Below are 19,706 nucleotides of genomic sequence, written 5' to 3' on the forward strand. Positions count from 1 at the left end.
GGATCGTCTTTTTTATGTTTTACAAAGTAAATCCGTTGATGAACGGGTTTTGTTCCTGTTCTGTTGCAATGTCCGTCTCGGGGCCGTGACCGCTTAACACAAGCGTCTCTTCCGGAAGCGTCAGCAGTTTTTGATGAATACTGTCCATCAGCACCTTTTGATTTCCTCCCGGCAGGTCTGTACGCCCGACTCCCCCTTTAAATAAAACATCCCCGGAAACGATCAGGTTTTCTTCTTCCGCATAATACGAGACGCTGCCCGGAGAATGTCCAGGCGTAAAGAGCATGCGGAGCGTAAAAGAGCCGATTTTAAGATCCCCCTCTTCTTCGATCAGATGATCTGCTTTTTCTGCTGTGATCGTCTGTCCCGTAAGCAGCGCTGAACCATTTAATGAAGGATCAGTCAGCCATTCAGCTTCATTTTTATGTACGTATACAGGAATGTTCCATTCTTTTCTGACATTGTCCACGGCTCCGATATGATCAAAATGAGCGTGAGTGAGCAATACTGCAAGAGGCTTCAAACCGTTTTCTTTTATGTATGCATTCAGTTTCCCTGATTCGCTGCCGGGATCAATTATTAAACAGGTACCGTCATCATGGGATAAAATATAAGCGTTCGTCTGGATAGGCCCTAAAGGCATTCTTCTCCATTTCATTTTCTTCACCTCAGATTCATCTTTCTTTGTTCCATTATGAAGGTTTTGCGGGAAACTTTCAATGAATCATGTTGTCCTCGACAAATTTGATGAAAACGGTTAAAATAAAATTGGAAATATACTGCAGGGGATCCAAACGAAGGGGGTTTATATTGATGTTGCTCGTGATCATTTTCGGTCTAGTCACGATATTATCTGCTCTTGGAGTTCTTCGTTCTCTTAAACAAATCAACGTTCTTGGCATCTTATTTGGCGGGGCGGCTTTTTTAGTGTTTGGATGGTTTACCGTCATGACAATCATTAACAGCGGGTATCCGACAGTCCACTAAACCCGGTGCCTTTAGACAAAAACAGCCTTATTCCGTTATTCCGGAATAAGGCTGTTTTTCTTATTGGCTGAAATGACGCTGGACGCTTGCAAGCTTGCCTTCCATCGTCGTTTTCTTGTCGCGGCGGTCGTCAATCCTGATATTCGTCGCCACTCTGTGGATGCCTTTTTGGAAAGGCGCTTCGTGAATCGTCTGAATCACCTCAAATAAATCGCTTAATTCCCCTTCAATCAAAGTATTCATCGGTGTCAGCTGATATTGGATTTTGCCTTCTTTTTTAAATCCTTCTAAAATGGTTTGAATCTCCGCTACATACGCGCTTACGCTTGGAGTTTCGGTACCGATCGGTATGATGGTAACGTCTGCTATGGCCACTGTCCATTCTCCTTTCTATTCTTTTGTCACAAGGGGTGCTGCAGTTTTTGAGTTGAATGAAATGATTTGATCCTGGGTATAACCGTACAATGCATAATCCCCGTCAGGAGATACGGTAATCGGAAGCATTTCCACTTTTTCACGAATGACTTCCCGTTTGCCGGTTTTGAGACTGACGGAAATCAGATCATACAAGGAGCCCGACTCATTCGGCTGATACGTATAAAACAGCTCATGCCGAGGGTCGTAGCTGTATTCCATCGGTGACAGGCTGCCATATTCCGAGAACAGCGGCAATTTGAAAGAAATTTTCTTTTCCGAAGAAGAAACGTCTGAAAATATGTAGGTGCCCTGGCGATGACTGGATGAAGGCGCTACAATCAGCCGCATATCCCCCAGAACATCGAGCAGTACGGCATCACCGGCGAGCTTCTTTTCCCGTCCGTCCGCTGTGTTGAAGGAATAAACAGGAGCCGGTTTTTCCCGGTTCCGTTCATTCCATTTGATATATTCAAAAGTGTCGGCGGAAGTCCAATGAACAAAGGCGGCCTGTGCGATGTCTTTTTCGGTTTGCTGTTCTTTCGCATCAATCAGGCGCGATTCATAATTCCAATCTTTCGTAAAAGTTGTGACGTATAAAAGATAAGGGTCAAACCGATTCCAGTCCACTTGCAGTTCATGCGTGCGAAATTTTTTTGTGTATAGCTGTTTTCCCTGTAAATTAAGCAAAGTTAACTTCATTTCAGAGCCGTTTCCGGCGGTTTGGATGAGAATCATGCCTTTTTCCCTGTTTACTTCCGCCGCTATCAGCCTGTCATCCGTCTTGTAGATCGTTTCGCCCGTCCCTTTAAATATATCATATGATTTGACTTCACTTCCTGCGACCGGATCGGTTGCGGTGTATATAACGGTTTCATCATCAAGCCATCCTGCCGCCTCATCAAAGTGCCGGTCCTTCAGCGCTATCACTTTTTTATCTTTTACTGCTGCACTGCTTTTCTTTTTCCCTTCCGGCTCCTCATGATGAACGCTTTTCGTTCCTTCCTGATGCTGCGGTGTGCAACCAGCCGCAGCCACGGTCATCACAGCGGCAATAAGCCATAACGAAACTCTCAAACCGGCCATTCTCCCTCCATAAATGATTGGCTGTCTAATTTACGATTTTCACCGTGAAAAGTTTCAGCTTTCAAAAAAGCAGGATGCCCAAAGTATGCCTCTGCTTTTACAATATATATCGTCAAATTGTTTCAGTGGTAAAGGATTTTTTCCTTTGCCGAGTTCAACAGTATATCCTTCTCTTCCGAAAAAATGAATAAACCAATCTCTAAATCCTGCATAGCTGTCTATATATCTGACGCCCTTATAACCGCTCAGGCGCTCAAATGTTTGGATCACATCGGCTGATTCAGGAGGCTCCAGCCCCTTGTACCCCCAATAAATTTCCTCTCCCTGTGTGTGAAGCGCCACAAGCCGATCAGGCGGCTCGTTTGCGATTAAATCCCTCATCGCTGCCGCTTCCGGTTCTGTCAGCGGTTCATCTCCGGGGTAGTCCCTGTAGGAAGGGGATTTGGGTGGTTTTCTCTGTTTTTCGATCTCCCAAAAAGACGGAAACTGATTATTTAAATCCACTCCGTTTATATTGGCTTTCCATTCCCGGAAATCCGGTTGATGCTCATTCATCTCATCCAGTGCTTCCCGCGCTATCCCAAGATGACCGGGACCGTTAAGCACAAGATCAACCCCGTCGGGATTAACGATCGGCACGACGGAAAGCTTTGTTGATGAAAAAATGTCAAGCGGTGAAAAACCTAAAGCGGACCGGCCTGTACATAAATGATAACAATATTCTTTGAGCCATTTCATCAAAACAGAAGTGGTGATCCATTCATTGGCATGAAAAGAAGCATTCATATGCGTTTTTTTTTCGGCATTTTCAGCTCCGAGGAGCAGTTCGTATATAGGCTGGCCCATGCTTGAGCGACCGATGATGCGGGAAGTAACAAACGGAAAGCACTCCGTCAATCTGTCAATTTCCTTTTTCAGTACTGCTGAATCGTAAACGACTGTTTTTGTCAGCCACTGTTCATCTTCAAGTGTGTATTGATTCACCAATAATTGCAGCTGTTCATATGTTTCGGCTGCTGGAACGTTTTTTCCTGCTTGAAAAGACGCTCCCGGAAAATAAAATTCGTCCGCGGCTGCATTCGCGTTTGCGCTGATTAAAAGCGGTTCGGGTATGTTCAGGATATTAGACAATCTTTCCATATTCTGCTTTAACTCCGGTTTGATGTTGATGAATGCCATCAATGATCCCTCCCACAATAGCATATGATGAAGGCTCGTTTAAAAACTCTCCCGGTTCGCTTAAAAAACGCTTTTTCAATAAGGTTTCAGCCCGCAAAAAAACTTCCGCCCAAATAGGCGGAAGTTCATCTTTATTTCGCTAAGCTTTCTGTAATAAAGTCAAGCTGGCCCTCTAATGAAATCGGATCGGAAAAGTAGAAGCCGACAGGGTCGATTTTATAGACATGTTGATTTTTGACCGCGCCAAGGTTCTTCCAAATAGAGGTATTAAGCACGGCGCTGTCGTCTCCGCTTGATTCCCAGGGCCCTATAAATATATAATCTCCGGCGAATTCAGGCAGCTTTTCTAATGAAATGCTCGTGTAGCCCGGCCCTTCGTCGATTGCTTTTTCCTTCGTCAGCTTTGTCGCCTTTAAGCCGAGATCTTGATAAACAATGCTTCCTCCCCTTCCGAATTGATCGCCGAATACAAAGATTTCTTTGCCATTCGTTTGCATAATGGAAACCGTTTTGTCCCCGACCGCTTTTTGAATTTTTGATTTTGCCGCGGCAACTTTTTTGTCCCAATCAGCCAGCCATTTCTCCGCTCGATCTTCAGTACCTGTCATTTTTGCGAAATCCTTCAGCCGTTCAGTGTTATTCAAGCTGTCATATTTCAAAGCGACCGTCGGAGCGATTTTTTCCAGCTTTTCGATATCAGCGCCTTGGGTCGTCCATACGACAATCAGGTCCGGTTTTAATTGAATAACCTTTTCAGCGGAATTTCCTTCACCAATGTTTGTCACACCCTCGGTTTTCCCCTTGAAATAAGGATTTTTGAATACCCTGTCAGGGGCACCCACTACATTGAGACCGAGTGTCTTGAAATAGCCGAAATAATCGTCAGCCATGACAACCACCCGTTTCGGATGCTTCGGAACTTTAACCGTTCCGTTTTCAGCCTTGTATGTAATCGTTTCTTCGCTTTTTGATTTAGAAGACGAATCTTTGCTCTCCGTTTGATTACCGCATGCTGTCAATGCTGCGATCAATAATAGTACAAAGCATGCTCCAGCGAGCGTCTTTCCTTTCATATTCACCTTTCATACCTTCTTTCTGGTTTGAATATCGATAAAGAGAATCATTATCAATTATATCATAACCGGCATCGGCTTGGATCATGATTTTTATGACGGACTCTTGTCATTAAAAACAGGCCGGAACGATATCCGGCCTGCTGCATCAGCTTTCTCCGCCAAAAGAAAAGCTTACTCGTCTTTCGGCTTGGCGTCAGATTGCTTTTTTAAGCGCTCGCTGTCATAAAACCTCAGCAAGTCGCCATAAATGATTTGATCTGAATATGAAAGCTCCTGTTTCGCTTTTTCAATGTACGGCTCACAGCCTTTTTTATCTTTAGACGGCTCTCCTGTCGATTTATCATAGCATATGCCGTCTGTGTATACTTTGTCTTTCGTAATAAAGCTGCCGTCGCGAAGCACTGTAAACTCCGTTTTGTCTTTGGCAAACAGGTCGTTTCCAAACTGGATCTGATCGCTCGAATCGATTCCGAGAAGGTTCAGTACAGTCGGCCGAATATCGATTTGGCCGCCGACGGTGTCAATGGCTTTCGGCTCTTTATCCGTCACTCCCGGAATGTGGATCACAAGCGGGACTCTTTGAAGCTGCACTTCCTCAAACGGGGTTACTTCTCTGCCGAGGAATTGGCTCATCGCTTCGTTATGGTTTTCGGAAATCCCGTAATGGTCACCGTATAACACGATAACAGAATTATCGTAGAGGCCGTCTTCTTTCAGCTTTTCAATAAATCGTTTAAGCGCTTCATCCTGATAGCGGACGGTCGGGAAATATCTGTTTAACGTACGGCTTTTTGAATCAAATTCATCGATCAGTTTATCTTCCTCATCCAGCTCAAACGGAAAATGGTTTGTCAGCGTGATCAGGCGGGTATAAAACGGCTGAGGCATTTCTTTCATCAGCTCTGATGTTTGTTCAAAGAATTCCTTATCTTTCAGTCCCCAGCCCACTGAGTTTTCTTCGTTTACATCATAGGAATTGATATCGTAAAACTTATCGTATTTAAACGTATCGTACATAATATCCCGATTCCAGAAGCTTTTGTTGTTCGCATGGAAAATCGAGGAATAATAGCCGTGGTTTTTCAATATTTCAGGCATTGCCGTATATTCGTTTCCTGCATTCGTAAAGAAGACCGCTCCTCTTCCAAGAGGATAGAGAGAGTTGTCAACGATGAATTCGGAATCTGCCGTTTTGCCTTGGCCTGTCTGATGATAGAAATTCTCGAAGCTGTAGCTTTTCTTTATCAGGTCGTTTAAATAAGGCGTAATCTCTTTGCCGTTTAACTTTTGGTTCACGACAAAGCTTTGGGTGGATTCCAGGGAAACGAGGATCACATTTCGACCCTTGGCGATCCCGGCCAGGTTCTGATTGGTGTCCGTGCGGTTTGCGTTGACATAGTTTTCAATCTCCGTGAGGCTGTTGCTGTCGGCCAGCGCACGCTGTGCAGACTGCTTTGACTGGATCAGCCCGTCATAGATATGGAAGTTGTAAAGACTGATATTCTTCACAAGAACTTCCCTGTCAAACGATCTTGTCAAAAGCTGCGGTCTTTCTGTTTCAGAAATCCCTAAATTGAAAAAGAAAACGGCAGCGACAAATAGATAGTAAGCCGCGCGTTCCTTTCTTGTCGCCTTTCCGCCTGTTTTGGCAGGCTGGCGCTTGTACAGCCAAATTAAAATGGCAATGTCGACGACGAGGAGCAAATCGGTCGGCATAAACAAAGAGTTGATACTGCTTCCCAAATCACCCATATTATTCGTCTGGAACAATACAGGAATCGTTAAAAAGTCGTTGTAAAAACGGTAGAAGATCATGTTCGCAAGCAAGACAAACGTCAGGACGATGCTTGCCCCGATAATAAACCGGTTCCTGTTTTTTTCTTTGAAAAACAGGCCGATTCCGAATATAAACAGCAAAAAGCTTAAAGGATTGATGAACAATATAAACTCTTGCATGAAGTTTTCAATTTTAATGTTGAAGCTTGTTTTGTAGACGACATACGTTTTCAGCCACATCAGCAATGTCGCAATTAACAAAAACAAAATTTTTGAAAAAAATGACTTTCGCATTCGAAACCTCCCTATGCAGCAAGACGCATGTTTCCGCAAACTGAATTTCCACATATTGTTTTATTTTAGAAAAATCGCTAAAATTACTAAATCATATCTTAACCTGTCTGTACAAAAAAATCAATCATTTTTCACATTGGCTTAAAAGTGTTAACAATGCTGCAAAGCGGTCCGAAAATGCTTATAAAATAGGCTCCGCCTGGCTTTTCAGCCATTGGTTTTTGGCGATCCATGCGCCGCCGATCACGCCTGCGTCGTTTCCAAGTGAAGCGATTACGATCTCAGCCGCCTCGCCGGCCCGCGGGAATACGAAGCGGTTGAAAGATTGTTCAACTTTGGAGCGCAGGATTTCTCCTGCTTTTGAGACGCCTCCGCCAATTACGATTTTCGAAGGATTGAGCGAGCTCGCCAAGTTGCCGAGGACCATTCCTAAATGACCCGCCACATAATCGACGACTTCGCAAGCAACCGGATCATTTTCCCGGGCCGCTTCAAAAATATCGCGCGCCGTGATATCCGGACATGCACGCAAGTCTGTATCTCGATGACCGGATTCTATTTTTTCTTTGGCAATCCTGACGATGCCCGTAGCCGAAGCGATCGTTTCGATACAGCCGCTTTTCCCGCAGTTGCACGGCGCTCCTCCTTCAGGAACTGAACAGATGTGGCCGATTTCTCCGCCTGCACCGTTTTGCCCGCGGACGATTTCTCCGTTTACAATAATGCCGCCTCCGACACCCGTTCCCAACGTGACAAGAATCAAATCCTTTGCGCCGTCTCCCGCTCCTTTCCACATTTCGCCGAGAGCCGCGATGTTCGCGTCATTTTCAATGACCGCCGCTAATCCTGTCTCTGCTTCAAGGTGGTCTTTTAACGGATAGTTTTCCCAGCCCATGTTCGTCGTTTTATAAACGATGCCGGTCTCCGTATTGACGGGGCCTGGAGCGCCCATGCCGATCCATTTTAAGATGTGCTTCGGTTTGCCGAGCTCTTTCAATTTTCCGTCGATGGCTTTTGCGATGCTTACCGTAACCGTTTCCCCCGATTTATCGGTCGGAATTTCCCACTTGTGCAGGATTTCACCATAAGCGCTTACAAAAGCGAGCTTTACCGTTGTTCCTCCAAGGTCGACTCCGACCAGCCAGCTGTCATTCATTTTGCTCCCCCTCTAATCCCTGTTTTATTTTCTCTTTACTTTTGTGAGTTCATTCTGCAAAATTGAAACGCCTTTAAGCCACTGTTCTTTTTCTATCAGATTCGAAAGAAACATTTCTTTCAGTTCGTCCATCATATATTCAAGTTCAAGTTCGCGATCTCCAAAATAAACATAACATCCAAACTGTTTCAGCAACAGCTGTACATCATAGGCTGTTTTCATTTTATTTCACCATTCTTTAAAGGTCTAACATTAGAGTATTCATAAAGCTGTCCGGCGTCAAGCAAAAAAAAAAGCCTGTTTTCCTGAAGAAAACAGACATTCAGCGGTCTGGATCCTGGGGATCCAAAAATACGGGCCTTCTATTTTTCAGCGGCATTGGCGTTCGAATCGCGATATCTCGAAAGGCTCTGTAGTCAAAGGGGATAAACGGCCATAAATACGGCACATGAAACGACTTCATTCTGACCAGATAAATCACCCAGCAGAAGATCGCGATGACAAAGCCGATCGGTCCGAATGCGCCGGCCGTGATCAGGAGAACGATTCTTGCCAGCCTGTTCGCTATGCTCAGCTCATAGCTCGGCGTAGCAAACGTGCCGATAGCCGCAACAGCGAGATACAAGACGACTTCATGCGAGAAAAGTCCGACCTGCACCGCCACTTCTCCGATCATTAAAGCAGCTACAAGTCCGAGAGCCGTAGCCAGAGACGACGGGGTGTGGATTGCAGCCATCCGCATCATGTCGACGCCTATTTCAATTATGATGAATTGCGCAAGCAGCGGAAGGGCCCCTTTTTTTTCAGGCCCTATATATTGAAGGGCGTCCGGCAAAAGATCGGGATGGACGGAGAGCAAAAACCACAGCGGCAGCAAAAAGATCGATGCCAACACAGATATAAAACGGACCACTCGCAAATAGGCGCCTGCAAGCGGTTTGTTTCTGTACTCTTCGGCATGCTGCAGATGGTGCCAAAAAGTAACAGGGGTAATCAGCGCGCTTGGCGAACCGTCCACAAAGACGAGAATGTGGCCTTCGTACAAATGAACGGCCGCAGTATCAGGCCTTTCTGTATAGCGGACCGTCGGATAAGGATTCCAATGACGGCCGCCGATATATTCTTCCAGTGTCTTTTCCGCCATTGTCAAAGCGTCCGTATCGATCGCTTCAAGCGATTGCTTCAGCTTTTTTACACTTTCCAAATCAGCGATATCTTCCAAATAGCAGATGACGACATCTGTTTTGCTTCTTCTGCCGACCTGAAGGAACTCCATTCTGAGGGAACGGTCGCGGATTCTTCTTCTCGTCAGTGCGGTGTTGAACACGATCGTTTCGACGAAGCCGTCTCTTGAACCTCTGACGACACGTTCATTGTCGGGTTCCTCCGGGTTTCTTGCCGGGTATGTCCGCGCATCGATAATAATGGCATGGTCCACCCCGTCGACAAGGAGAACGGCCGGCCCGGACAACACCTGGGCTGCTGCTTTGTCGAGGTCGTCTTCCGTATCAATTTCGATGTATGGGATGTACGTTTTGATCAGCTTCTCAAGCGGATCGTCTTCCAGACTTTCAGGGGTGAGCCTTGAGAGATTCTTAAGCAAGTGGTGCATAATATCATCTTTTACAAAGCCGTCGACAAGATAAAGCGACATGTCTCTATCAGCATAAACAACATCTAGCCGGATCATGTCGAAGCTTTTGTCGACCCCCAGCTTTTCATTTAAATATTCAACATTTTTCGCTAAATTTTTTTGGACCGCATGCTTTTTTTCCATTGTATATTAAAAGCTCCCGTCAAATGAGTCTATACTAAAGACCATTTTTAACATAACGGAAGCTTTTCATACTTGGTTACCGGGCGGTTTCTTTCTTAAGTTCGTCCCGAAACGCTTTATACATCTCTTCATCAGGCTTTTCTGCCAACGCTCTTTCAACAGACTGTTCGGCTTTGGCGAACTCGCCTTTTTGAGCATAGAGCCTGGCAAGAATATAGAGTGAGGCGTGGTCTGATGGATCTTTTTCAACGACGGCCTCGAACCTTTTCTCGGCGTTTTCATACTCGCCGAGCTGAAATTCGGAATAAGCGAGCAGCTTTAAAGTGTCGCTGGAAGCGTCCTGCTTTGAGCCCGCTTCCTGCAAGGCATCTTTTACCTTTTTATAGTCTCCCTCTTCATACCATTTCGCCGCCTGATGCAGCATGGCATTTTCCTGCATCGAAGCGGAATGTGTCCCAAAGTACAGGGCGCCTCCTCCGATGACAAAGATGAGGACCCAGCCTGTCAGCCGCTGGAGCGGTCTTTTTTTCCCGGGGATTCCGACTGCCAAGGCCGTCAGGAGTCCGCCGATCAATCCGCCGATATGGCCGGCATTGTCAACATTTGAAATCGTGAAACCGAGGCCGAGGTTCAGAATGATAATCACAATGATATTTGTTCCAATCGTTTTTAAGAAAGCTTTCCGATTTGAAAAAGCCAGATACAAAAGTGCTCCCAAACAACCGAAGATGGCTCCCGAAGCCCCTGCGGACGGATACGGGCTGAACAGAAAGCTGCCGATCGATCCAAAAATTCCGGCTGATATGTATATGACAAGAAAGCGGAATGATCCAAACACCCTTTCTGCCGCGGCTCCGACAGACAGCAATGCAAATGTATTGAACATGAGGTGGACCAATCCGATATGAAGAACGATCGGCGTGACAAGCCGCCACCATTCCCCGGCTAACAGGAGGCTGTTTTCCTTCGCACCGAACCGGATGAGCGTGTCGGTATTCTGACTGCCGCCCGACATTTCCAGAAGCAGAAACATGAAGACTTGAAGCACTGCAAAAATCCAGGTAAACATCGGTTTGCCTTTCTCAAATACAGCCGCTTCCCGCCGCCTTTCTTCTTCTCTTGCTTTAGCCGCTGCTAATACTTCGGCTCTCTTCTCTTCCACATTCTCGTATCCAGCATCGTGCATGTGGCCTGTCAGCTCATCCGGCCCCATGTTTAAAGCAACGGCGAGTTTGCGGAAGCCTTCTTCAGCCGAAGCGTGCTCAATAAAAACCGGCACGATACTGATCCGTTTATCTGCGACCGGATGACTGACAACATCTTCCCACTCATCTACAGGTGCTTCCTGTGACAAATAGACGTTTAATATCGAGAGCTTTCGCTGCCTTGATGCTGCTCTCAGGCGCTCCGCTCTTTCATAAAGAGATTCCAAGTCACCGACGAGATCCTGTCTGAAATCGATATCCTTCCGAAAAACGCGAACCAAATCATACGGCGCGCTCCCCCTTGCTTCAAGCCAGGCTTCTCCGAATGAAGCTGGTGCCTGCACAAGCTCAAAATCCCTGTCTAAGAGGTTCCCGATGAAATTCCAATACAAATAATCGATTGAATACATACCGACGCTCCACAATTGTTTTTGTCCATTATAACAGGAAACGCGTCATTCTGCGCCTTTTAAGCGCTTTAAAAAAATCCCGTTTTTAAACGGGATTCAGAAAGCCTGCTGTATAAACTTATTGCGAAAAAACGGAATTCTCATCATCAAATGGATAAAATAGTGGCGGATCTGGTTTTGACCAAGAATGAAATTGATGACACGATAACGGTTTTGAAAAAACACAAGGGCGGCAATGATGCCTACTGCAATGAATGTAACTTTTCTCATATGATCCCTCCTATAACCTATAACCGTATCGTGTCTCATTTTTCAATAATTATTCAGCATGGTCGCTGCAGTTGTAAACGGCGCCCTCGGTCAAAACTTGCTTGACCGGAATGTCGTGCGGTTCTTTTGGGACATGATCGATCACTTGGCACTCGAAAGCCAGCGATGCGGTATCTTTTGTGAAACCGGCCAGATATCTGTCATAATAGCCGCCTCCATAGCCGATTCTGTATCCTGTCCGGTCATAGCAAATTCCCGGCACAAGGATGAAATCGATGTCTTCGGGCTCCATCCGCCCGGTTTTGTGCACGATCGGTTCCTGCAGGCCAAAATACACAACTTCAAGATCGCTTTCATCCTGAAAGCTGCGAAAGTGCATCTCTTTTGTATCAGGCATACATTTCGGAATGCACACCGTTTTTCCTTCAAGCCGTGCCTGTTCGATAATCGGTTCTGTCGGAACTTCACGATTTCTGGATATCGTAAGGGCAATGACAGACGCTTTTTTCCACTGTTTTGATTGAAAAAGCTTCCGGTGAATCGCTTCCGCCTTTAGAAGAAACTCCTGTTCCGGCATGTTTGCAAGCCTCTTTCTGACCTCATTTCGTAAAGAACGCTTCACATCTCTTTCCCCCTTAAAAACAGAAAAACAGCAGGAAAATCCCTGCTGCTTACTTTGTTTCGCGGTGTAATGTTGATTTTTTGTCACGTGGGCAATACTTTTTGAATTCAACGCGATCTGGATTGTTACGCTTGTTCTTTGTAGAAATATAGTTACGCTCGCCGCATTCAGTGCAAGCTAAAGTAATATTAACGCGCATTTATTTTTCCCTCCAAACTATATATCATTTCTGTTCAGACTTATCTATAATACCACTTATGATGCCGGAATGCCAGGCGTTTTTTTTAGTTTGTCACGGTTTGTTAAAAAGACGTGTGATACACATGTTGCAAAAACGCATTTTTGATATATCCAGGATCATGCAAATCCAATATATAAGCCTCTGCCGTTTGCCCGACCTTGAGCAGCTGCTCCTTATCGCGGACAATTTCTGCAAGCGCATATGCAGCCTTATCCGGATCATTAAAATCAACCTGAAAGCCTGTCACCCGATCGATGACGAAATCGTTCCATCCCCCGTTGATTCCGACGGCAACGGCAGCGCCGGCGGCCATGCTTTCTTGAGCAGCGATGCCGAACGGCTCATAACAACTTGGAAAAACAGCCATTTCACAAAATGCCAGCCAGCTCTCTCTTTCTTCTTCACAAAGGAAAGGAAGAATTGTCACACTTTCCTTAATGCCCAATTCTCTTGCCTTGGTCTCGATCCTGCTTTGAAGCGGTCCTTCCCCGGCAATGACAAGTTCAAGATCAGGCCGCCGTTTGCGAAGCTGCTGAAAGGCGTGCAGCAATGCGATAAACCCTTTTTCCGGAACAAACCTTCCGCAGGAAAAAAAGTACGGCGCACTTTTCATTCGTTTTTTCACCGTGCGGCTTTTTATGCACGGATGGGGAATGACGCGGACTTGCTCGAAAGGAAGCGAAAACGCCTTTTGCATGTCTGTCTTCATCATGCTGCTTAGCACGAGAATTTGATCGCTTTTTTCAGCCAGAAGCCGTTCGAGGCTTGCTCTGTATGGGTGGACATTTTCGCCTGCTGCCGTTTTCCGGCCGCTTTCAAGGCCGTGTACCGTGGAAATCAGCGGCACAGCCAGCACCTCGCTGAGATAAACGGCGGCAGGCGCGGTGATATCATCATTTGCATGGATGAAATGAAATTGTCCTTTATGCGCCAGCACGGTTTTGATCATCTGAAAATTCATGGCGGCCACCGCCTCTTCAAAAGAAGCGAACGCTTTTAAATCAAGCGGAATCTCAAGCGTTTCCCATGCATGGCTGTTTTGCCCGGCAGCCGTCGTGCAGACGGTAAAGCTGACTTCGTTCCGCAATAGTTCAAGGTGACTTTTCACATAGCGCCCCGCTCCGCTTTTCAATAAAAGGGGATTTTCCAGCGACAGCAGCAATACGTTGATCAACGGAAACGCTCCTTTCCTTCTATTAAAGAATAGCTCGTATACGCGGAAAATTGAGTCGTCCAATCCTGCTGATTGTCGTGATACAGAAAACAGCTGCTGTTTGAATGGATTCCGTTTTCCCCAAGGTAGAAGCAGCCGGTGGTGAGAACGGCCAGCGCCATGTTGAGCGAATTGTATATCTGGTATTCCGCTTTATAGAACGCATTGCCTGCAGCGGGAAAAACCGAGGCTTCCCCTTTAAATGTATCGGTATGGATCGTCCGTACGCTGCGCTCTCCGTTTTTTACGCAAAAGAGAAGAATTTGCTTTTCGACGTCTCTTATCCTTTCAAACAGAACCGCTTCAGCCGCCGAAAGCGCAGCATCCGAGATCTCCCAGCTCAGCCGAACGGTTTCATGATCCGGCGAAGATATTTTTAAAATATCGTTACAAAACGAAGATTTGCTTCGAATACTATGTTGAAAAGGTTTTTTCGAGATGATGATCCTTTTCACCGTGCGCCCTCCCGTTAAGCCCTGTTATGTATCTATCCTATTGGAAATGGCCCCGCAGGCGCAACGAAAATAAAATTCTTCGACAAAATTTTTATTTTTTGCATTAACTCCTTTTGAAGCAAGCGTTTTTATGGTATAAAAAAGAAGGAGAAAATTAGAATTGAAGGTGATGAACGTGGAAATTGCTATCATTGCGCTGCTCGTTGTCAGCATTGCGCTGATTGCATTCTCATATTTTCAAAGAGAACCGATCAAGGAAGTTGAACAGGAGTTGGAAACCCTTCAGCTGTCCGCCATGCAGGAAATCTATAAATTGAAAAAGAAGATGACCGTGCTTGAGGAAGAGCTCCTCGATTCAAATGTGGTCGTCCGCAGACCAAATGCCGGAATCAGCCAGCATATTGCGAAGCAGATTCTTTCAAAATACCAAAACGGCATGTCTGTAGACGCCATCGCTAAAGCTGAGCACGTATCTGTCGAAGATGTCAAAGCGATCATTAAAGACAATGAGAGGGTGCTTGTATGACCAGACAAAGTGTACAAGCATTTGCCGGAGGAATGATTTTGGCTACCGCCGTTCTTGCAGGCGCATTTTATTTGACGGATAACGGAAGAGCTGAAGCTTCTAAAGACGCTCAAAACATCAGCGAAACCGATGTCAAAACCTATTTAAAGGACAACCAGCAGGTTTCGTTGCAACGCGAAGAATACCAGCAGCTGCTCCATTATAAAGAGACCGCTCTGAAGCAGGATGCTTCGTCTCAAAACAAAAAAGAGAAGGAAGCAGAAAAAAAAGATTCCAAGTATAAGCTTGAAATCAAAAGCGGCATGAGCACGGCTGAGATAGCAGACCTCCTTGCAAAAGGAAAAGTCATTTCATCTGCGGATGACTTCAAAGATTATGTGAAAAAGACCGGAAACGAATCTAAAATCCGCGCAGGTAAGTACGAACTGAAGCGCGGTGACAGCTTGAAAAACATCGTCAAAACGCTGTCCAAATAAAAAAGCAGGCTGCCATTCCAGCCTGCTTTTTTATTGCCTCCGCTCCGGTGCAAAAAAGGCTACCGCTTTAAAGCGGCAGCCTTTTTCTCATCCGAACCGGCCTGTAATATAATCTTTTGTCCGATAATCGTCAGGACTTGAAAACATTTTGACCGTATCGTTGCACTCAATCAGCTCGCCCATGAGGAAAAATGCCGTTTGATCGGAAATTCTCGATGCCTGCTGCATATTGTGCGTGACGATTGCAATCGTGTATTTCTCTTTCAGCTTGAGCATCAGCTCTTCAATTTTCAAAGTCGAAACTGGATCAAGAGCTGATGTCGGTTCATCCATCAAGAGAACGTCCGGATTGGTGGCCAGCGCCCTTGCGATGCAGAGACGCTGCTGCTGCCCCCCGGAAAGTCCGAGCGCCTGGGAATGAAGGCGGTCTTTCACTTCATCCCACAGCGCCACATCCACAAGCGCTTTTTCCACCCTCTCATTCAATTCCTTTTTGTTTTTCAGTCCATGGATCCTTGGTCCGTATGCGACATTATCAAAAATCGACTGGGGAAACGGATTTCCTTTTTGAAACACCATACCGACTTTCTTCCGCAGCTCAACAAGATCGACTTTGCTGTTGAGTACGTTCGTTCCGTTGTAGCTGATCTCTCCGGTCATTTTGACATTCGGAACCATATTGATCATGAGATTCAGCGTTTTAATGAAGGTCGACTTTCCGCAGCCTGACGGACCGATGATGGCGGTAATTTCGTACTCGGGTATTGTCAAGTTAATGTTCTTTAATGCGTGATGTTCGCCGTACCATAAATTCAAATCATTGATCTGGTACACATCTTTTGGCTTTACGGCTGTTACAGCGCTCATACCGGCCCCTCCTTATCCAAACCTGCCGTTGATGTAATCCTCTGTCTTTTTTTCTGAAGGATTCATAAAGATCTTTTCCGTACGATCGTATTCGATCAAATCTCCGTTAAGGAAAAATGCCGTTTGATCGGAAATTCTTGAAGCTTGCTGCATGTTATGCGTGACAATGATGATCGAGTATTCCTCTTTTAAACCGACGATTAATTCCTCTATTTTCGCATTTGAAATCGGATCGAGCGCTGAAGCAGGCTCATCCAAAAGCAGTACTTCAGGCTTCATCGCGAGCGTCCGGGCGATGCAGAGGCGCTGCTGCTGCCCGCCTGACAGCGAAAAAGCCGACTCATGCAGCCTGTCTTTCACTTCATCCCACAGCGCGGCTTTCCTCAAGCTTTCTTCCACGATCTCATCAAGCACAGATTTACGCCGTTCACCCGCATACTTTAAAGCATGGGTAATGTTGCTGTAAATCGATTTTGGAAAGGGATTCGGCTTCTGAAATACCATTCCGATTTCCCTTCTCAGATTGACGACATTGATATTGGAATCAAGGATGTTAAGTCCTTCATATCGTATTTCTCCGGATGTTCTGGCTGATGGAATCAGATCGTTCATCCGGTTGATGCTTCTTAAAAAAGTTGATTTTCCGCAGCCTGACGGGCCGATCAAAGCCGTAACGGCATGTTTGTCAACATGCATGGAAATGTCGTTGACGGCCCGCTTTTCTCCATAGTAAATATTTAAATTTTTCACTTCTAAAATATGTTCTTTCGCTTCAGGAAACGGAGCGATTCCGATAGTGTCGCGCACGGTTTCCAAAACCGGCATCTGAACCTGAACCATATGATTTCATCCTTCCTTCTTATTTGTTTGCCGTTAACTTTTTATGAATAAAAGAGCCGAGCCATCGGGCTGCCAAATTAAAGATCAAGACGGACAGTACAAGAACGGCGGATGCCCCGTTTGCGATCGCTTCAGCATCAGGGATGATCCCCTGTGTGTTTACATTCCAAATGTGAACGGCCAGCGTTTCAGCCGGTCTGAAAATATTGAGCGGCGAGGTCTCAGAAAACGGATTCCAATCGGCGAAATTCAGTCTCGGCGTGGTTAGTCCGGCTGTAAACAGCAAAGCGGCAGCTTCGCCAAATACGCGGCCCGACGCAAGAATCGCCCCTGTGATGATGGACGGCACCGCACCAGGGATCAAGACCGTTTTAATCGTATGCCACTTGGACACACCTAAAGCAAGGGAAGCTTCTTTTTGTTCCTTAGGTACAGAGCGGATCGCATCCTCTGTCACCCTGACCATGACGGGAAGGTTGAAAATCGTCAAAGCAAGCGCTCCGCCGATAATGCTGTACCCCCATCCGGTCAAATTAACAAACAGCAGCATGCCGAACATCCCCATGACGATCGAAGGAAGGGATGACAAAACTTCAATACAGACACGGATAAAATCGGTCAATTTGTTGGCGGGCGCATATTCAGCCATATAAATTCCTCCGCCGACTCCAAGGGGAACTGTGATCAGCATCGTCAGTGCGAGAATATAAAACGAGTTGAACAGCTGATCGCGGATTCCGCCGCCGCTTGAAAGCGCACTGGAACGCGAAGTTAAAAAGCTGAGGCTGATATGTGAAACACCATTGATGATGATATAAGTGAACAAACCGACAAGAATGGCGGCGATTACCGCAGCAATCAATCCAAAAACACCGGTTGCTAAACGATCTGTTACTTTGCTGTTCATTACAGTTTCCTCCTGGATGACAGATAGCGGATGAGCAGGATGAACAAGAACGACATGATCAGAAGGACAAGGCCCATTGACCAGAGCGTATTGTTTTCCACGCTTCCGTATGTTGTATGGCCCATATTCAACGTTATAATCGTTGTTAATGTCCCCGCAGGGTCTAAAAGGCTCTCAAACAGGTTTCGGGAATTTCCGATGACCATCTGCACGGCCAGCGCTTCGCCGAACGCCCTCGCCATTCCTAAGACGACGGCTGTCAGAAGCGAAGGCAGCGCTGCCGGTATCAGCACTTTTCGGATTGTCTGCCAGCGGGTTGCGCCCAATGCGTATGATCCTTCGCGCAGATTTTTCGGCAGAGACATGAGCGCATCCGTTGAAATAGAAGTGACCGTCGGCAAAATCATGACAGCCAGGACAATCGTTCCCGCCAGAAGGCTGTGGCCCGATCCGCTTGACTTAAACTGTGAAATGAACGGCACTAACACTGTAAGGCCTATGAATCCATAAACGACGGAAGGAATACCAACAAGCAATTCGACAACCGGCTGCAGTACTTTTCTGCCCCATGATGGCGCGATTTCCGTCATGAAAATCGCACCTCCTATTCCAAGCGGTGCAGCAATCAAAGATGCAAGAAGGGTCACTGCAAAAGATCCGAGTATAAACGGAAGGGCTCCGTATTCAGGGTTTTCGTTCGTTGGATTCCAATCTAGACTGGTTAAGAACTCAATTGGACTTACACCATTGGCCAGAAAAGATTGCAACCCCTTATTTCCGAGAAAAATTGTGATCGAAATCGCCGCCGCCATCATGATAAACGCGCACGACGCAACCAAAATCCTCCCGCGGATTTCATCCATTTTGCGATTATGCTTGGAGCTGATCAGCCGCTCTTTTGCGGACAGTTTCTCTATTTTTTGAACCATTTTTTTACACTCCTATAAGAACAAGTCATAAGAGGGAAAGTGTCAGGAGCACACTTTCCCGCCTTCTATTGTCAATTATTTATCAGTTTGCTTTCCATTCGCATCGCGCTTGACTTCCATGTCTGTTACTGGAATGTAGCCCTGCTCCGTCACGATGGATTTTTGAATGTCATCGTTCATCAAATAGTCGAGGAATTCTTTCGCCAAGCCTTCAGGCTCGCCTTTCGTATAAGAATGCTGGTATGCCCAGATCGGGAATTTGCCTTTTTGTACATTTTCGGCTGTCGGCTTAACGCCGTCGATTGAAAGCGGAGTGACAGTGTCATCCTTGATATAAGAAAACGCAAGATATCCGATTGCTCCAGGCGTTTCAGCGATTAACTTTTTCACTGTGTTTGAAGAATCTTCCGTGATTCCTTCAGCCGGAGTTTCTCCGTCAAGTGCATATTTAACAAAAGTCGCGCGGGTTCCTGAAGAATCAGGACGGTTGACAAGCGTAATCTTTTGATCTTTCCCGCCTAGTTCCTTCCAGTTCTTGATTTTACCTGTGAATACCTTTTTGAGATCCTCTAACGAAATGTCATCGATGCCTACTTCAGGATTGACCGCAGCTGCCATTCCGACAACCGCAACTTGATGATCGGTAAGTTCTTTGGCAGGAATGCCTTCTTTTTCTTCGGCAAAGACATCGGAGTTGCCGATTTGGACTGTGCCTTCAGCCACCTGGGAAAGACCTGTGCCAGAACCTCCAGCCTGAACTTGAATATCGGCATCAGGATTTTCATCCATGAATTTTTCAGCCGCTGCTAAAACAAGAGGCTGCATCGCCGAAGAACCCGAAATCGTCAAAGAACCTGAAGCCTTATTCTCTGCTTTATCGCTTTGTTTGCCTTCGTCTGCATTGTTGTTTGTACTGCTGCTTCCGCAAGCTGCTGCGAAGACAACTAAAACGGACATGATGAACATCAGTGTGATTTTTTTAAATGGTTTCACTTCTTAA

23 protein-coding genes are annotated in these 19,706 nt (G+C 46.0%); 3 read left to right on the plus strand and 20 right to left on the minus strand.

All coding sequences use genetic code 11. The features are described from left to right. Nucleotides 1–19 precede the first annotated feature (19 nt). Complete coding sequence (locus ACH97_RS21175; RefSeq protein WP_020452181.1) at nt 20–658, minus strand: MBL fold metallo-hydrolase; 639 nt, start codon at nt 656–658, stop codon at nt 20–22. 155 nt (nt 659–813) lie between these two features. On the opposite strand from ACH97_RS21175, the gene ACH97_RS23250 reads away from it, so the two are divergent. After that, on the plus strand, nt 814–987 hold the full coding sequence (locus ACH97_RS23250; protein ID WP_003183486.1) for a DUF2759 domain-containing protein: 174 nt from the start codon (nt 814–816) through the stop codon (nt 985–987). A 60-nt stretch (nt 988–1,047) separates the two neighbouring features. Here ACH97_RS23250 and ACH97_RS21180 read toward each other — a convergent pair whose 3' ends face one another. The 14 genes from ACH97_RS21180 to ACH97_RS21235 form a co-directional block, all read right to left on the minus strand. After that, complete coding sequence (locus ACH97_RS21180; RefSeq protein ID WP_020452182.1) at nt 1,048–1,362, minus strand: MTH1187 family thiamine-binding protein; 315 nt, start codon at nt 1,360–1,362, stop codon at nt 1,048–1,050. A 15-nt stretch (nt 1,363–1,377) separates the two neighbouring features. Next, nucleotides 1,378–2,478, minus strand: coding sequence for a YqgU-like beta propeller domain-containing protein (locus tag ACH97_RS21185; protein ID WP_458102277.1), 1,101 nt, complete (start codon nt 2,476–2,478; stop codon nt 1,378–1,380). 63 nt (nt 2,479–2,541) lie between these two features. After that, nucleotides 2,542–3,666 carry a M14 family metallopeptidase gene (locus ACH97_RS21190; RefSeq protein ID WP_020452184.1) on the minus strand — a complete coding sequence of 375 codons (1,125 nt, stop codon included), beginning with the start codon at nt 3,664–3,666 and terminating at the stop codon, nt 2,542–2,544. 131 nt (nt 3,667–3,797) lie between these two features. Beyond that, on the minus strand, nt 3,798–4,739 hold the full coding sequence (locus ACH97_RS21195) for an iron-hydroxamate ABC transporter substrate-binding protein (protein WP_050820735.1): 942 nt from the start codon (nt 4,737–4,739) through the stop codon (nt 3,798–3,800). Nucleotides 4,740–4,913: 174 nt separating this feature from the next. Next, entirely contained in the window at nt 4,914–6,812 is a 1,899-nt protein-coding gene (locus ACH97_RS21200) for an LTA synthase family protein (protein WP_026579306.1), read from the minus strand. Between the two features lie 181 nt (nt 6,813–6,993). Continuing rightward, entirely contained in the window at nt 6,994–7,968 is a 975-nt protein-coding gene (locus ACH97_RS21205; protein WP_026579305.1) for an ROK family glucokinase, read from the minus strand. A gap of 24 nt (nt 7,969–7,992) precedes the next feature. Further along, nucleotides 7,993–8,190, minus strand: a complete 198-nt coding sequence (locus ACH97_RS21210; protein WP_020452188.1) for a YqgQ family protein — start codon at nt 8,188–8,190, stop codon at nt 7,993–7,995. A 100-nt stretch (nt 8,191–8,290) separates the two neighbouring features. Beyond that, a complete protein-coding gene (locus ACH97_RS21215) occupies nt 8,291–9,745 on the minus strand; it encodes a spore germination protein (protein WP_048349963.1) in 1,455 nt (484 codons plus the stop codon). Nucleotides 9,746–9,821: 76 nt separating this feature from the next. After that, the gene (locus ACH97_RS21220) at nt 9,822–11,360 is read right to left on the minus strand and encodes a rhomboid family intramembrane serine protease (protein WP_048349962.1); all 1,539 of its coding nucleotides are present in this window, start codon (nt 11,358–11,360) and stop codon (nt 9,822–9,824) included. 96 nt (nt 11,361–11,456) lie between these two features. Beyond that, nucleotides 11,457–11,630, minus strand: coding sequence for a hypothetical protein (locus tag ACH97_RS23870; RefSeq protein WP_165389272.1), 174 nt, complete (start codon nt 11,628–11,630; stop codon nt 11,457–11,459). A gap of 49 nt (nt 11,631–11,679) precedes the next feature. Continuing rightward, complete coding sequence (locus ACH97_RS21225) at nt 11,680–12,252, minus strand: 5-formyltetrahydrofolate cyclo-ligase (RefSeq protein WP_048349961.1); 573 nt, start codon at nt 12,250–12,252, stop codon at nt 11,680–11,682. A gap of 49 nt (nt 12,253–12,301) precedes the next feature. After that, nucleotides 12,302–12,451 (minus strand): 50S ribosomal protein L33, encoded by a 150-nt coding sequence (rpmG, locus tag ACH97_RS23255; RefSeq protein WP_003183500.1) that lies wholly within the window; start codon nt 12,449–12,451, stop codon nt 12,302–12,304. A gap of 103 nt (nt 12,452–12,554) precedes the next feature. Then, nucleotides 12,555–13,667, minus strand: coding sequence for a glycosyltransferase family 4 protein (locus ACH97_RS21230; RefSeq protein ID WP_048349960.1), 1,113 nt, complete (start codon nt 13,665–13,667; stop codon nt 12,555–12,557). Continuing rightward, nucleotides 13,664–14,161: a hypothetical protein gene (locus ACH97_RS21235; protein ID WP_048349959.1), complete on the minus strand. Its 498-nt coding sequence runs from the start codon at nt 14,159–14,161 to the stop codon at nt 13,664–13,666. The genes ACH97_RS21230 and ACH97_RS21235 overlap by 4 nt, the downstream gene beginning before the upstream one ends. Before the next feature lie 175 nt (nt 14,162–14,336). Here ACH97_RS21235 and ACH97_RS21240 point away from each other — a divergent pair, with 175 nt between their 5' ends. Both ACH97_RS21240 and ACH97_RS21245 read left to right on the plus strand, forming a co-directional pair. Continuing rightward, entirely contained in the window at nt 14,337–14,687 is a 351-nt protein-coding gene (locus ACH97_RS21240; RefSeq protein WP_011198121.1) for a hypothetical protein, read from the plus strand. Further along, a complete protein-coding gene (locus ACH97_RS21245) occupies nt 14,684–15,163 on the plus strand; it encodes an endolytic transglycosylase MltG (protein WP_048349958.1) in 480 nt (159 codons plus the stop codon). Before ACH97_RS21240 ends, ACH97_RS21245 begins: the two co-directional genes overlap by 4 nt. Before the next feature lie 87 nt (nt 15,164–15,250). Here ACH97_RS21245 and pstB (ACH97_RS21250) read toward each other — a convergent pair whose 3' ends face one another. The 5 genes from pstB (ACH97_RS21250) to ACH97_RS21270 all read right to left on the minus strand — a co-directional run bounded on the left by pstB (ACH97_RS21250) (nt 15,251) and on the right by ACH97_RS21270 (nt 19,699). Continuing rightward, nucleotides 15,251–16,030, minus strand: a complete 780-nt coding sequence (gene pstB, locus ACH97_RS21250) for a phosphate ABC transporter ATP-binding protein PstB (RefSeq protein WP_023855209.1) — start codon at nt 16,028–16,030, stop codon at nt 15,251–15,253. A gap of 12 nt (nt 16,031–16,042) precedes the next feature. Further along, the gene (gene pstB, locus ACH97_RS21255; RefSeq protein ID WP_043054596.1) at nt 16,043–16,855 is read right to left on the minus strand and encodes a phosphate ABC transporter ATP-binding protein PstB; all 813 of its coding nucleotides are present in this window, start codon (nt 16,853–16,855) and stop codon (nt 16,043–16,045) included. Nucleotides 16,856–16,889: 34 nt separating this feature from the next. Then, nucleotides 16,890–17,777, minus strand: coding sequence for a phosphate ABC transporter permease PstA (gene pstA, locus ACH97_RS21260; RefSeq protein WP_025811149.1), 888 nt, complete (start codon nt 17,775–17,777; stop codon nt 16,890–16,892). After that, nucleotides 17,777–18,706, minus strand: a complete 930-nt coding sequence (gene pstC / locus ACH97_RS21265) for a phosphate ABC transporter permease subunit PstC (protein WP_003183532.1) — start codon at nt 18,704–18,706, stop codon at nt 17,777–17,779. The genes pstA and pstC overlap by 1 nt, the downstream gene beginning before the upstream one ends. 75 nt (nt 18,707–18,781) lie before the next feature. Then, nucleotides 18,782–19,699 carry a phosphate ABC transporter substrate-binding protein gene (locus ACH97_RS21270; protein WP_023855212.1) on the minus strand — a complete coding sequence of 306 codons (918 nt, stop codon included), beginning with the start codon at nt 19,697–19,699 and terminating at the stop codon, nt 18,782–18,784. Between the last annotated feature and the right edge of the window lie 7 nt (nt 19,700–19,706).

The organism is Bacillus paralicheniformis, from assembly GCF_001042485.2.
Classification (GTDB): domain Bacteria; phylum Bacillota; class Bacilli; order Bacillales; family Bacillaceae; genus Bacillus; species Bacillus paralicheniformis.

Coding starts and splice junctions, on each gene's coding strand:
- ACH97_RS21175 (WP_020452181.1), bottom strand. CDS start 658: ATGAAATGGAGAAGAATGCCTTTAGGGCCTATCCAGACGAACGCTTAT.
- ACH97_RS23250 (WP_003183486.1), top strand. CDS start 814: ATGTTGCTCGTGATCATTTTCGGTCTAGTCACGATATTATCTGCTCTT.
- ACH97_RS21190 (WP_020452184.1), bottom strand. CDS start 3,666: ATGGCATTCATCAACATCAAACCGGAGTTAAAGCAGAATATGGAAAGA.
- ACH97_RS21195 (WP_050820735.1), bottom strand. CDS start 4,739: ATGAAAGGAAAGACGCTCGCTGGAGCATGCTTTGTACTATTATTGATC.
- ACH97_RS21200 (WP_026579306.1), bottom strand. CDS start 6,812: ATGCGAAAGTCATTTTTTTCAAAAATTTTGTTTTTGTTAATTGCGACA.
- ACH97_RS21205 (WP_026579305.1), bottom strand. CDS start 7,968: ATGAATGACAGCTGGCTGGTCGGAGTCGACCTTGGAGGAACAACGGTA.
- ACH97_RS21210 (WP_020452188.1), bottom strand. CDS start 8,190: ATGAAAACAGCCTATGATGTACAGCTGTTGCTGAAACAGTTTGGATGT.
- ACH97_RS21215 (WP_048349963.1), bottom strand. CDS start 9,745: ATGGAAAAAAAGCATGCGGTCCAAAAAAATTTAGCGAAAAATGTTGAA.
- ACH97_RS21220 (WP_048349962.1), bottom strand. CDS start 11,360: ATGTATTCAATCGATTATTTGTATTGGAATTTCATCGGGAACCTCTTA.
- ACH97_RS23870 (WP_165389272.1), bottom strand. CDS start 11,630: ATGAGAAAAGTTACATTCATTGCAGTAGGCATCATTGCCGCCCTTGTG.
- rpmG (WP_003183500.1), bottom strand. CDS start 12,451: ATGCGCGTTAATATTACTTTAGCTTGCACTGAATGCGGCGAGCGTAAC.
- ACH97_RS21245 (WP_048349958.1), top strand. CDS start 14,684: ATGACCAGACAAAGTGTACAAGCATTTGCCGGAGGAATGATTTTGGCT.
- pstB (WP_023855209.1), bottom strand. CDS start 16,030: ATGAGCGCTGTAACAGCCGTAAAGCCAAAAGATGTGTACCAGATCAAT.
- pstB (WP_043054596.1), bottom strand. CDS start 16,855: ATGCCGGTTTTGGAAACCGTGCGCGACACTATCGGAATCGCTCCGTTT.
- pstA (WP_025811149.1), bottom strand. CDS start 17,777: ATGAACAGCAAAGTAACAGATCGTTTAGCAACCGGTGTTTTTGGATTG.
- pstC (WP_003183532.1), bottom strand. CDS start 18,706: ATGGTTCAAAAAATAGAGAAACTGTCCGCAAAAGAGCGGCTGATCAGC.